This is a genomic window from Rhodoferax mekongensis (assembly GCF_032191775.1).
In the GTDB taxonomy this organism is placed as follows: Bacteria; Pseudomonadota; Gammaproteobacteria; order Burkholderiales; family Burkholderiaceae_C; genus Allorhodoferax; species Allorhodoferax mekongensis.
The window spans coordinates 1,189,958-1,202,235 of the sequence record NZ_CP132507.1 but is presented as its reverse complement, the minus strand read 5'-3'; the positions used below and the strand labels follow the sequence as shown (position 1 = coordinate 1,202,235).

Here is a 12,278-nt window from a genome sequence, read left to right as displayed (position 1 = left end):
CTTACTATCTGTCACGAACTTCTCCCAACAACTTTTGAACTGCAGCCAAATTTCCACGCGGCGCCCTGCCCTTTCCATCCGGCTGCAAGGCACCCCGCACGTCATCCAGGTCGTTGATCAACAAATGCACACCCACATGCTCACCCAAGGGCTGGCACACGGCGTGAATACTCAGGGCGTCCACCATATCCCCTTGCAAACCAGGCACAGAGCGCACCTCAAAGCGAACGCCCTTGTCAATCAGGCTGATCTCCGCCGATTTGGGGTCATCACAAAACAATTGCAGATAAATGTCGGACCGCCGTGTGGCCGTTCCGCGCCACACGGCACCGCCCAGGTGGGGCCGGAAGGCTTCCAGCCGCAGCATCCATTGCACGGCAAGCTCACGCAGGGCCTGCAACTCCTCTGCCTGGCTCTCGGCACAGAAGATCGCAATGTATTCCTCAACCGCAGTCTCTACCTGATCGTTATCCGGCAGCGCAGAACGCGGTGGCACACCCAGCTGTTTGACCGCGCGGCGCTTGGCCGGACCGTATTCCAGCCCCTCTTCCACTACCAAACGCGCCGCCGTGGCTGCGATTTCTTCTTTCAAATCATCCATCACCAGATTGTGCCTGCCCGCTGAAAGCCCTGCTACGCGCCTATTTGCTACGTTATTGATAGCTGTCCGCGCACATTCCACGTGCGCCAGAGCCATAAATCAAGCCAAATCACGATAGGTAGAGTGCCCCGTAGAATACCTGCCATGCATATTCATATCTTGGGCATTTGCGGCACCTTCATGGGAGGCCTGGCCGCGCTGGCACGTGAAGCCGGCCACAAAGTGACCGGCTGCGATGCCGGCGTCTACCCCCCCATGAGTGACCAGCTCCGGGCCTTGGGTATCGAACTGATCGAAGGTTTTGGCGCTGAACAAATGGCCTTGCAGCCTGACATGTTCGTCATCGGCAACGTCGTCAGCCGCGCGCGGCTCGCCGACGGAACCCCAAAGTTTCCACTGATGGAAGCCATTCTGGACGCGGGCGCGCCCTACACCAGTGGCCCGCAATGGCTGGCTGAACATGTGCTCCAAGGCCGCCATGTGCTGGCCGTCGCCGGCACCCACGGAAAAACCACCACCACCAGCATGGTGGCTTGGGTGCTGGAATACGCCGGACTGCAACCCGGCTTCCTGGTAGGCGGCGTCCCACTGAATTTCGGAGTATCGGCAAGACTGGGCGGAGGGGCGTCTGCGCCCTCTGTGCAGGTCAAGGAGGAGCCCGCAAAGCGGGCGGGGGATACGGAGCAGAGGGCGCAGACGCCCCTCCGCCCCGCCTCCGAAGCGAAACTCTTCGTGATCGAGGCCGACGAATACGACACCGCCTTCTTCGACAAGCGCAGCAAATTCGTGCACTACCGCCCGCGCACCGCCATTCTGAATAACCTGGAATTCGACCACGCCGACATCTTTGACGACCTGGCCGCCATCGAGCGGCAGTTCCACCACCTGGTGCGCACCGTGCCCGGTACCGGGCGCGTGGTGGTGAATGGACTAGAAGAAAGCCTGACGCGCGTGTTGCACCAGGGCTGCTGGAGCGAAGTGCGGAGCTTTGGCGCAGCGGTCAGCGACTTCTCAGCCGTCGGCGAGCCCCACGACTTTACAGTCCAACACCACGGCCGCGAAGTCGCACGGGTGCAATGGGCCTTGGGCGGGGTGCACAACCAACTCAATGCGCTGGCCGCCATCGCCGCCGCAGAGCATGTGGGCGTGTCGCCCGCCGTCGCCGCAGAAGCCTTGGGCCAGTTCGTGAACGTCAAGCGCCGCATGGAAGTGCGTGCCACCGCTCCATTGGCTGGACAACCGGGCAGCGCCCCCGTCACCATTTACGACGACTTTGCGCACCACCCCACCGCCATCCGCACCACCGTCAACGGCCTGCGCCGCCAAGTCGGGACCGGGCGCATTCTGGCCGTGTTCGAGCCGCGCTCCAACACCATGAAACTCGGCGCCATGAAAGCCCAGCTGCCCTGGAGCCTGGAAGAAGCCGACCTCGCCTTCTGCCACAGCGGCGGTTTGGGCTGGGACGCAGCTGAAGCGCTGGCCCCCATGGGCGCACGGGCGCAGGTGGGCGACACCATTGATGCCGTGCTGGCCCAAGTGGCCGCCGCCCTGCAGCCGGGCGACCACGTGCTGTGCATGAGCAATGGAGGCTTCGGCGGCATCCACGCCAAACTCGCCAACTTGCTACAAACTTCATAGCTGCTCGCGCACTATCTATCGGCGCCAACAGCATATTCGACCCACAACCCCATGCAAACCGATCCGAACTTTCAACTCCGCCTGCCCGAAGGCGCCCAATTCACCGACCTGAAGCTGCGCCGTTGCGACGCCGAAGCCATCGACATGGACATGGACCTCATCGAGCGCATCTGCCAACTCAACCAGTGGGATGTAGCCAAGGTCCGCGAGAACCCCGGCCCGGTGATCAGCACCATCCTGAGCGTCTGGTACAAAACCCACTTGGCTGCTGGCGGCACGCCGGACGCGGTGATGGAGTCCCTGCGGGCCCCTGCTCCGCTGCAGTAAGGCACAAAAAAGCGGACACAGAGGTCCGCTTGGGTAATGCAAGCCGGAGTGATCACTCCGGCTTTTTTCATGGCGCTATCAAGCAGCGCGGCGCGCCTTGACGGCGGCAGACAGCACTTCCAGCGACTCCACCGAATCGTCCCAGCCCAGGCAGGCGTCGGTGATGCTCTTGCCGTATTCCAAGGCAGATGCATCGTCCTTGCCGGGGGTGAACTTCTGGGCACCGGCGTTCAGGTGGCTTTCCACCATTACACCGAAAATGCTCTTGGAGCCGCCGCTGATCTGGCCGGCAATGTCTTTGGCCACGTCGAGCTGCTTTTCGTGCTGCTTGCTACTGTTGGCGTGGCTGCAGTCCACCATCAGGGTTTGGGGCAGCTTAGCCTTGGCGAGGTCCGCACAGGCGGCGGCCACGTTGGCTGCGTCATAGTTGGGCGCCTTGCCACCGCGCAGGATGACGTGGCAGTCCGGGTTACCGTTGGTTTGCACAATCGCCACCTGGCCGTTTTTGTGCACCGACAAGAAGTGGTGGCCACCGGCTGCAGCTTGAATAGCGTCCGTTGCGATCTTGATGTTGCCGTCCGTGCCGTTCTTGAAGCCAATGGGCGCGGAGATGCCGGAGGCCAACTCGCGGTGCACCTGGCTCTCGGTGGTGCGCGCACCGATGGCGCCCCAGGAAATCAAGTCGCCCAGGTACTGGGGCGAAATGACGTCCAGGAACTCGCTGCCGGCGGGCATGCCCAAGCGGTTGATCTCGATCAGCAGCTGGCGGGCGATGCGCAGGCCTTCGTCGATGCGGTAGCTTTCGTCCAAGTAAGGGTCATTGATCAGGCCCTTCCAGCCCACGGTGGTGCGGGGCTTCTCGAAGTAGACGCGCATCACGATTTCCAGCGTGTCTTTGTACTTCTCACGCTCCACTTTCAGGCGGCGGGCGTAGTCCAGCGCAGCGGCGGGATCATGGATGGAGCAGGGTCCGATGATGACCAGCAGACGATCGTCCTTGCCGGCCATGATGTTGTGGATGGTGCTGCGGGTGTCGGAAATCAGAGTCTCCACCGCGGATCCACGGATAGGGAAAAAACGGATAAGGTGCTCTGGAGGGGGCAACACGGTGATGTCCTTGATGCGTTCGTCGTCGGTTTTGCTGGTGCGGTCGGCGGGCTGGGCTTGTCCGTACCACTCACCGGTTGCAGAGGCTTTAGCGTTCATGTCAGGTCTCCAGAGTCCAAGTTGCGAAAAACAGGTTGAAAAAGGCATAAAAAAACCGCCGGGGGTGCCGGCGGTTTTTGGGAAGATTCAGGACGTTTCTTTTGGGTACGTTCAGATCTCTCGACCGCCGGATGCGCGTGAGAACCAAAAGTAGCTAAAAAAGAAACGTGCGGAATGCATGGGGTTCAATGTAGCACAGGTTTCTGACAGCGGCTTACGCTTGCCACTAGGCAGTTCCACCTACGGTCAAACCATCGATGCGCAGCGTAGGCTGACCCACACCCACAGGCACGCTCTGGCCCTCTTTGCCGCAGGTGCCCACGCCGGGGTCCAGCTTCATGTCGCTGCCGATCATGGAGACGCGCTTCAGGCACTCAGGGCCGCTGCCGACAAGCGTCGCGCCTTTGACGGGGTATTGGATCTTGCCGTTTTCCACCCAATAGGCTTCGCTGGCAGAAAACACAAACTTGCCGCTGGTGATGTCCACCTGGCCGCCACCGAAGTTGGGGGCGTACAAGCCCTTTTTGATACTGGCGATGATTTCTTCCGGCGCCTTGTCGCCGCCCAGCATGTAGGTGTTGGTCATGCGGGGCATGGGCAGGTGGGCGTAGCTCTCGCGGCGGCCGTTGCCGGTGGGCTTCACGCCCATCAGGCGGGCGTTCATGCTGTCCTGGATGTAGCCCTTCAAGATGCCGTCTTCAATCAGTACGTTGCGCTGGCTGGGGTTGCCTTCGTCATCCACGTTGAGCGAGCCGCGGCGGTCGGCAATGGTGCCGTCATCCAGCACCGTCACGCCTTTGGCGGCGACGCGTTGGCCGATGCGGCCGCTGAAGGCACTGCTGCCCTTGCGGTTGAAGTCGCCTTCCAGCCCGTGACCTATGGCTTCGTGCAACAGAATGCCGGGCCATCCGGCCCCCAGCACCACGGTCATTTCACCAGCAGGGGCAGGACGGGCATCGAGGTTGGTCAACGCGGCGTGCACGGCCTGGTCCACATAGTCTTCAAGCTGCGCATCGGTGAAATACGCCAGCCCGAAGCGGCCACCGCCGCCACTGGAGCCTACTTCGCGGCGGCCTTTTTGCTCGGCAATCACCGTCACGCTCAGGCGCACCAGCGGGCGCACATCGGCGGCCAGCGTGCCGTCCGCGCGGGCGACGAGCACCACGTCGTATTCAGCAGCCAGACCGGCCATCACCTGGATGATGCGCGGGTCTTTGGCACGGGCCAGCTTCTCCACCTTGCCCAGCAGCTCTACCTTGGCGGTGCTGTCCAGGGTGGCAATCGGGTCCAGGCCGGCGTAGAGCTTGCGGCCACCTGCTATCTTTGGTGTAGCAGCTTTCGCACGCTTGTTCTGGGCCGCAGTCGAAATGGTGCGCACGGTGCGGGCCGCATCCAGCAGGCTGGCCTCGGAAATATCGTCGGAATACGCAAAGGCGGTTTTCTCACCGCTGACCGCACGTACGCCCACGCCCTGGTCAATGCTGAAGGAACCAGTTTTGACGATGCCTTCTTCCAGACTCCAGCCCTCGGAGCGGGTGTACTGGAAGTACAGGTCCGCCTCGTCCACCTGGTGCGCCTTGATTTCGTTCAGCGCGCGGGTGAGATGACTCTCATCCAGGTCGAAAGGCGTGAGCAACAGGGATTTGGCCGTGGCCAAGCGTTCGATAGTGGGTTCGCGGGAGATCATCCGGCCATTTTAGGCCGCTGCAGAAACTCCAGCAGAGCCGCATCGTCCAGCCCTTCCAAACCTGCGGCTACTGCGGCTGCAAACAAGGCAGAAGCATGGACACCCAGGGGGCCGGAAAAGCCAACTTGCGATGCCGCGTCCAAGGCGAGTTGCGTGTCTTTGGCCAGCAAGGTCATGTGGGCGCGCGGAGCCAGATCGCCCGCAATGGCGCGACGCATGCGGTCGCTGCCGATCCAGCTTTGACCACTGGACTGTTCAATGACATCCAGCGTGCGCCTCTGGTCCAGCCCCAAACGGGCGGCCAGCGCCATGACCTCGGCTGCCCCCACGAGGTTGATACCCGCCAACAGGTTGTTGACCAGCTTGGTCCGTGCGCCATCACCCGGCCGGTCGCTGATATGAAACAACTTGGCCGACAGCGCTTGGAGCAACGGTAGGCAGCGTTCCCACGCCGCCGCAGGGCCGGCCACCATCAGGCTCATGCTGCCCTCCCTCGCACGGGCAGGGCCGCCTGACATAGGGGCATCCAGCGTGAGTACACCGGTGGTCGCCAGCTGCGCTGCAATGTCTTCCGCATCCTGCGGTCCAATGGTCGGGCACAGGATCACCACATGCCCGGCAGGCAGATGCGGAGCCAGCCCTCCGGGGCCGAACAGCACTTCACGGGTCTGGTTGGCATCGACCACGCATATGATGGTTGCTATGGATTCAGTAGCTGCCCGCGCAATATCCGCAAGCGCTAGAGCCCCGAAATGCACCACACCCTGCACCTTGCTCGCATCGATGTCGTGCACCCATGGGGTCCAGCCCAGTGCGCAAAGGCGTTGCGCCATGGCGCCGCCCATATTGCCGACGCCGATCACGGTCACCGGCAAAGGCGCACTCATGACTGGACCAGGCGCTTGGAGTTGGAGATTGACATCAGGATGCCCAGCGCCAGCCCCAATGTCACCATGGCTGTCCCGCCGTAGCTGATGAAGGGCAGAGGCACACCCACCACCGGCAGAATGCCACTGACCATGCCCATGTTCACAAACGCGTAGGTGAAAAAGATCATGGTGGCTGCACCTGCCAACAGTCGGGAAAACAGGGTCGGCGCCTCCAGCGCAATGGCCAAGCCGCGCAGAATCAGGAAGATGAAGGCGCAGATCAGGAAGGTGGTGCCGATCAGGCCGAACTCCTCCGAATAGGCTGCGAAGATAAAGTCAGTCGTCCGCTCGGGAATGAACTCCAGGTGCGTCTGCGTGCCCTTCATGAAACCCATGCCGGTCACACCGCCCGAGCCGATGGCGATCATCCCCTGAATGATGTGGAAGCCTTTGCCCAGTGGGTCGCGAGTAGGGTCCAGCAAGGTGCAGATGCGTTGCTGCTGGTAGTCGTGCAGCACCGGCCAGCGTACGCCGTCAGCACACAACTGCGGCTCAAAGACCACGATCAGGAAGATACCGATCACTCCGATCGCCAGGGGCGGAATCACCAGTTTCCAGCTCATGCCGGCAAAAAAGATCACCGCCATGCCGGCCGCAAGCACCAACAACGAAGTACCCAAATCCGGCTGCTTCATGATCAGGCCCACAGGAACGGCCAGCAGCACTCCAGCCACCACAAAGTCAAGCGGTCGCAACTGGCCTTCGCGTTTCTGGAACCACCAGGCCAACATCAGCGGCATGGCGATCTTGAGAATTTCACTCGGCTGAATCACCACGCCGACATTGATCCAGCGTTTGGCGCCCTTTTTGGTGATTCCGAAAATGGCAACCGCTATCAGCAAGGCCACGCCCACGGTGTACAGCGGAACTGCAACGAGCATCAAGCGCTGGGGTGGAACTTGGGCCACCACAAACATGATGGTGCCCGCGATGAGCATGTTACGGGCATGGTCCTCAAACCGGGTGCCATGGTCAAAGCCGGATGAATACATGGTCAGCAGCCCGGCACAGGCCAGAATGAAGACTGCAAAGGCTAACGGCCCGTCAAACCCCGAAAACCAGGGCGCAATGCGCTGGCGCAGGGGGACTTTTCCAAATTGGTACGACATGGGGGTGATTATCCCCAAGCTACTGCGATCTCCACCGAGGTTTCACCCGGCCGGCTGCGCAATTGCAGTTGCGCCCCCAAGGATTGGGCGCGTTGGCGCAGAGTCTGCAGCCCGCGTTGGCCTCCGGATTCGACGTCAAACCCACGGCCGTTATCAATGATGGTGACGACCGCGAGTGCCGCCTCCTGGTGAGCTCGGATACGGATCTCTGAAGCCTGCGCGTGTTGCAGCACATTCGAAATGCACTCGTACACCATGAACTGCAACTGCCGTGTGGCTTTTTCATCCCAGCGACTGATCAATGGTAGCCAGTCCACATCCCAAGCCACGCTGATGCCTGAGGACACCAGACGCGGCTCCATCCGGTATCGCACATTGGCTAGCACCGAATTGATATCACCCGCCGGCAGATGCATGGAATCTATGGAAAGTTTGAGCTGATCCATGGACTCCTGCAATGTCTGCAACACGTCCTCCTTGGGGGACAGGCCACCTTCCAGCTGGCGGATCGCTGCACTGATGTGGGAACCCACACCATCGTGCATGTCCCTGAGGATTCGGGTCCGCTCGGCAACCCTCGCTTGCTCTTTGGATTGTTCGGTCAACTGGGCGTAACTGGCACTCAATTCGGCCTCTTTGTCCCGGACGCGCTGCTCCAAAGTCTGCAGCAGCTCCCGTGCTCGGGCACTGGCACTGCGAAAGCGTGCGATCACGATGTAGCCAATCACCATGCCGAACAACATGGAGGAGTAATAAAGCGCCGACACATCCCCCGTGCCTGCACTGGTTCGCAAACGCACCAGATCGGCAATGCCCACCGCCGCGTTCAGCAGAACCGCCCCAGCCAATAAACGGCCCGCCAGCGTGCCACCCCGTCCGAAGCTGCGCTTGGTAAACACCATGCTGAAGACCAGAAAGGTTAAGCCAGTCAGGGCGTACCACACTGTCACCAACGCAGGCACGCCCCACACCAATCCCCAGGTCACCATCACCACCCCGGCCAGCATCAGGCAAGCCATCCAAGCGCGCAAGGCCGGTGCCCACCGGGCGTTCCGCCATCGCACCACCTCCATGCAAAAAAGCGCCGTCAGGCAACCCCAGGCACCCAAAGCTAGGACAGGTACTGTGCCCCATACCGGCCAGGGCAAAGGGGGAGTAGCGATCAATGAATCTGAAACACGCAGCGCCCAACAAAATTCAGCCAAAGCGCTGAGCAGGTACAAGGGGTCGCGCCGCTCCTCCATCCCACCCAAATAGCCGGGTTGCGTCAGCCACAGTGCAAAGCAAAGGGTTCCGATCAAGAGGTTGAAGATGACGACGGCGATCAGGCCCAGCGTACGGAACCGCCAGTATTGCCAATACTGAGCCTGCGTCTCCGTCCATCCGCCAAGGACCACTGTACTTACCCCCGCTTTTCGGCCACTATCAGCACGCACGCGGATGTTCAGAACATTGTGGGACCTGACGAGCTCGTCGGGCACAGCAATCAGGCGCGGGCCTTTCCCAGTGTCCTCGCCACCATACTGTTCCATGCTACCGTCGTGGTCAATGACGGCACCATTGAGTGTGACTACGTAAGCGGTGCCAATCTTCGGCAAGTACAAGCCCCAGGGCGCCGGCGGCAACTGAGCCTTCATGAATTCAAACTCCAGATTGGCGTGGCCGGCATGCCCGGGATATTGCAAGTCCCAGCGAAACGGCAAAGTCACCACGTCCCTCGCTGTAACGCCCTCCATCATCGTGGTAATTGTCGCGTTGTCAAAACGTACTTCCTGCGCACGTACAGAGTGCAGCAAAAGTACGCACGCCAGAAACGCCCATTTGCATGCCCGAATGAATGCCGTTTTTGTCACAGCAAGCCCATCCGGGTTGCTTCAAACACAGCCGCATTCTTGGAATTCACACTCAATTTTGCATAGAGCTTTTTGATATGCGTTTGCACGGTGTGTACGCTGGTACCGCGCAAACGGGCGATTTCTGCGTACGAAAACCCGCGGGCGATCAGGCCCAAAACTTCCTGTTCGCTGGGGGTCAATATCACCTCATCCGCTATCTTTTCAGGAGCTGCTTGCGCAGATGTAACCGGCGACAAGACCGGATTGGGCACCAAAGACGAAGCGTTGCCCCGGAAACGCGCCAGCACACGGCGAGCGATCATGGGTGAAATCGGAGACGCTCCCGCGCGCATGTCCAGAATCGTCTGGGCTACGTCCGCGGGAGCTGAGTCTTTGTGGATATACCCAAGAGCACCGGCCTCAATGCTGGCCAATACATTGTCTTCATCACCGAACATGGAAATCACCAGAGGTTCACAGGCCGGGTTCAGGGTGCGTACCAGACGTATCACCTCCAAGCCGCTTCCATCGGGTAGGCCCAAGTCCGTCAAGAGCACATCGATGGAGGGCGAATGAGCTACCAGCCACTCCCTAGCCTGAGCGACCGAGGCCAAGGCAGCCGCCAAGCGCAACTCCGGGCAGGCGACGACACTCCGCGCAAAGAAGTCACGGGTTGACGGGTCGTCTTCAACGATCAGAACACGCCACACGGGTCGTACGCTCCAGCAAGCCAAACGGAGGCTTGAGCATAGCGCGATGCAGGCGTCGCTGGAATCACATATTCATGGGATATCAAAAAGCAGCAGAAGCCGGAAAACTCAAAGCTACCGATTTCAACCACGGAGCTTCCATGTCCCGACTTTTTCGATCGAAAGTATTTGCATTGAACCTACTGAGCGCCCTTGTATTGGCGGCATGTGGTGGAGGTGGGAGTGGTAGTGGTAGTGGTAGTGGAGGTAGCTCTACCTCTAGCAGTACATTGACAGGTACGGCGGCAGTCGGCGCAGCCATTTCCGGAACGGTTTACGCGATCGACGTGAACGGGAAAATCTCACCAGCTGCAACGACAAGCGGCACGGGGGCATTCACAGTGGATGTGTCCGGGATGGCTGCTCCGTTTATCTTGAGTATCACGGGCACATCAGGGGGCAAGCAGATTGTCCTAACCTCCGTGGCGACTTCAGTGGGCCAAACCGTCAACATCACTCCGCTCACAGACCTTATTGTTTCCACCGCCGCAGGTCGCCCGGCAGGTAGCACCTTGAGCGACCTTTGTACGCCCGTCTCACCATCAACCACAGCGCCTGCGGCCTGTCTGACGGCACTGAGTGACGCGGCAAACAGCAGCAAGCTGAACGCCGCCGTGAGCGATGTGATGAACATGATCAGCACCATCAACCCGGGAAACGCAAACCCCCTCACGGGCGCCTTCACCGCTAACGGCACGGGCATGGACAAAGTGCTGGACCAGATTTCCGTGACTCCTGCCACCGCACAGTCGGACATGGCGACCGTCACCCTGATTGCAACCAACACCCAAATTGGAAGCGTCACCTTACCAGCAACTGCCGGGGCTACGGCGACCACAGCTCCAACGCCGGCCTCTTCCACCGAGGCAACTGCAGCGGATGCCGCCAATACCGCACTTTCTGAAATCAAGACCTGCTTTTCAGCCTTTAACGCTTTGTATGCAGCGCCCCTCTCTGCGCCATCGCTCAGCAGGGTGACCGAATTTTTGGATGCTACCTTTACGCATGCGCAATTGACACAATCAAGCTTTGCGTCTGCCTTTTCTGATGGCGGCTCACAGGTCATCGAGGGGTTCAAACTGGACGTCGCCGGGTTTGCGCCCAAAGACATGTCGCCCTTCAGCGCAGGCGAAATCAGCCAGATTGACACCAGTAACAACAATGCCAATTTCGGAAGCTCTCAGCGGACCATCTTTAACAGCCGCAGCACTACCGCCTATGACAGTGCCAGTGGCTCGGCGTGGATCAAGGTCCGGGCATCAGGGGATGCGGGTACTTGGCTCATGAAGATGATCAAGGGTAGTGCTTATTCAGGATGCGCGGGTGGTTGGAAAATGGCGGGCAGCCAGAGTCAAGCCGCTCCGCACATGAACGCACGCATCAACCGCAACGCGAATGGCACCTACACACGCAGTTGGCCGTTCCATATGGAAAAAGCCAAAGCCATCGCTGTGGGAGGTGCCAACGCGTTTGTGACAGTGCGTGGGGCAGGACTGGCTGTTTATAGCGGCAACGCCAGCACCCCGGTAGGTGCATCGACCCGGGTCAAACTGGTTCAGAATCCCAACACCGCTGCTTTGGTTCTGGCAGAGGGGCAGGCTTACTATGGGACTGGAAGTGATGCCATAGAAAGTTGTCAGGATTTGGCCGCTTTGACAACACCACCAGCCGCAGGCACACCTTGCATAGACGAAACGCAGACCGCTCCGGGAAAAATATACCTCTGGACCGTATCCAGCAACTCGACCACTGTCGTGAGCGTTTTCCCGTTCCAGACAAGCGCAGTCCCCATTTCGAAGACGTTTGCGCAAAGCAATGCCAGCAATATCTTCGCCACGTTGGGAGCAACCACCCCGTCTAGTTTTGCCAGCGTGCAGGCATTGCACGACACAGACCTTACCGGGCAAATCACCTTCAATTACACACAGGGAAGCGCATATGGCTCACGCGTGGAACATTGCGGGATTCAGGTATGGAATGGCAACACCCCCATCCTGGGGGCAGAACAACCTCCCATCGGAGCCAGCAGGGAGACCACATGTACCTTCAACGCACCTGAATCTATTGCATCCAACTTTGGCAACAACGGGTTTGGATACTCTGGATCTGCCACAGCGGCATACATCCGGGTAGTAACGACGGCACTCGGCAATCAGGCGGTTTGGACCAAGCAACTCCCCTGACACGCGGCGCCCAC

At 60.1% G+C, this 12,278-nt stretch carries 10 protein-coding genes; 3 read left to right on the top strand and 7 right to left on the bottom strand.

Annotated elements, in window-relative coordinates; translation table 11 throughout:
* Positions 1-4: 4 nt before the first annotated feature.
* Positions 5-601, bottom strand: coding sequence for a hypothetical protein (locus RAN89_RS05690; protein WP_313868643.1), 597 nt, complete (start codon positions 599-601; stop codon positions 5-7).
* 144 nt (positions 602-745) lie between these two features.
* Here RAN89_RS05690 and mpl point away from each other — a divergent pair, with 144 nt between their 5' ends.
* Positions 746-2,239, top strand: coding sequence for a UDP-N-acetylmuramate:L-alanyl-gamma-D-glutamyl-meso-diaminopimelate ligase (mpl, locus tag RAN89_RS05685; protein WP_313868642.1), 1,494 nt, complete (start codon positions 746-748; stop codon positions 2,237-2,239).
* A 51-nt stretch (positions 2,240-2,290) separates the two neighbouring features.
* Positions 2,291-2,566, top strand: a complete 276-nt coding sequence (locus RAN89_RS05680; RefSeq protein ID WP_313868641.1) for a hypothetical protein — start codon at positions 2,291-2,293, stop codon at positions 2,564-2,566.
* Positions 2,567-2,644: 78 nt separating this feature from the next.
* Here the strand turns inward: RAN89_RS05680 and RAN89_RS05675 are convergent, their stop codons facing one another.
* The 6 genes from RAN89_RS05675 to RAN89_RS05650 form a co-directional block, all read right to left on the bottom strand.
* Positions 2,645-3,772 carry a 3-deoxy-7-phosphoheptulonate synthase gene (locus tag RAN89_RS05675; protein ID WP_313868640.1) on the bottom strand — a complete coding sequence of 376 codons (1,128 nt, stop codon included), beginning with the start codon at positions 3,770-3,772 and terminating at the stop codon, positions 2,645-2,647.
* A 226-nt stretch (positions 3,773-3,998) separates the two neighbouring features.
* Entirely contained in the window at positions 3,999-5,459 is a 1,461-nt protein-coding gene (tldD, locus tag RAN89_RS05670) for a metalloprotease TldD (protein ID WP_313868639.1), read from the bottom strand.
* The gene (locus RAN89_RS05665) at positions 5,456-6,346 is read right to left on the bottom strand and encodes an NAD(P)-dependent oxidoreductase (protein WP_313868638.1); all 891 of its coding nucleotides are present in this window, start codon (positions 6,344-6,346) and stop codon (positions 5,456-5,458) included. The genes tldD and RAN89_RS05665 overlap by 4 nt, the downstream gene beginning before the upstream one ends.
* Complete coding sequence (rodA, locus tag RAN89_RS05660) at positions 6,343-7,497, bottom strand: rod shape-determining protein RodA (RefSeq protein ID WP_313868637.1); 1,155 nt, start codon at positions 7,495-7,497, stop codon at positions 6,343-6,345. Before rodA ends, RAN89_RS05665 begins: the two co-directional genes overlap by 4 nt.
* Before the next feature lie 8 nt (positions 7,498-7,505).
* Positions 7,506-9,293: a sensor histidine kinase gene (locus RAN89_RS05655; protein WP_313868636.1), complete on the bottom strand. Its 1,788-nt coding sequence runs from the start codon at positions 9,291-9,293 to the stop codon at positions 7,506-7,508.
* Positions 9,294-9,346: 53 nt separating this feature from the next.
* Positions 9,347-10,042 carry a response regulator gene (locus RAN89_RS05650; protein ID WP_313868635.1) on the bottom strand — a complete coding sequence of 232 codons (696 nt, stop codon included), beginning with the start codon at positions 10,040-10,042 and terminating at the stop codon, positions 9,347-9,349.
* 461 nt (positions 10,043-10,503) lie between these two features.
* Here RAN89_RS05650 and RAN89_RS05645 point away from each other — a divergent pair, with 461 nt between their 5' ends.
* On the top strand, positions 10,504-12,264 hold the full coding sequence (locus tag RAN89_RS05645; RefSeq protein ID WP_313868634.1) for a hypothetical protein: 1,761 nt from the start codon (positions 10,504-10,506) through the stop codon (positions 12,262-12,264).
* Positions 12,265-12,278: the final 14 nt, after the last annotated feature.

What these genes read in the sequence shown, in the direction of transcription:
- RAN89_RS05690 (WP_313868643.1), bottom strand. Translation starts at nt 601, where the DNA reads ATGGATGATTTGAAAGAAGAAATCGCAGCCACGGCGGCGCGTTTGGTA.
- RAN89_RS05665 (WP_313868638.1), bottom strand. Translation starts at nt 6,346, where the DNA reads ATGAGTGCGCCTTTGCCGGTGACCGTGATCGGCGTCGGCAATATGGGC.
- mpl (WP_313868642.1), top strand. Translation starts at nt 746, where the DNA reads ATGCATATTCATATCTTGGGCATTTGCGGCACCTTCATGGGAGGCCTG.
- tldD (WP_313868639.1), bottom strand. Translation starts at nt 5,459, where the DNA reads ATGATCTCCCGCGAACCCACTATCGAACGCTTGGCCACGGCCAAATCC.
- rodA (WP_313868637.1), bottom strand. Translation starts at nt 7,497, where the DNA reads ATGTCGTACCAATTTGGAAAAGTCCCCCTGCGCCAGCGCATTGCGCCC.
- RAN89_RS05675 (WP_313868640.1), bottom strand. Translation starts at nt 3,772, where the DNA reads ATGAACGCTAAAGCCTCTGCAACCGGTGAGTGGTACGGACAAGCCCAG.
- RAN89_RS05680 (WP_313868641.1), top strand. Translation starts at nt 2,291, where the DNA reads ATGCAAACCGATCCGAACTTTCAACTCCGCCTGCCCGAAGGCGCCCAA.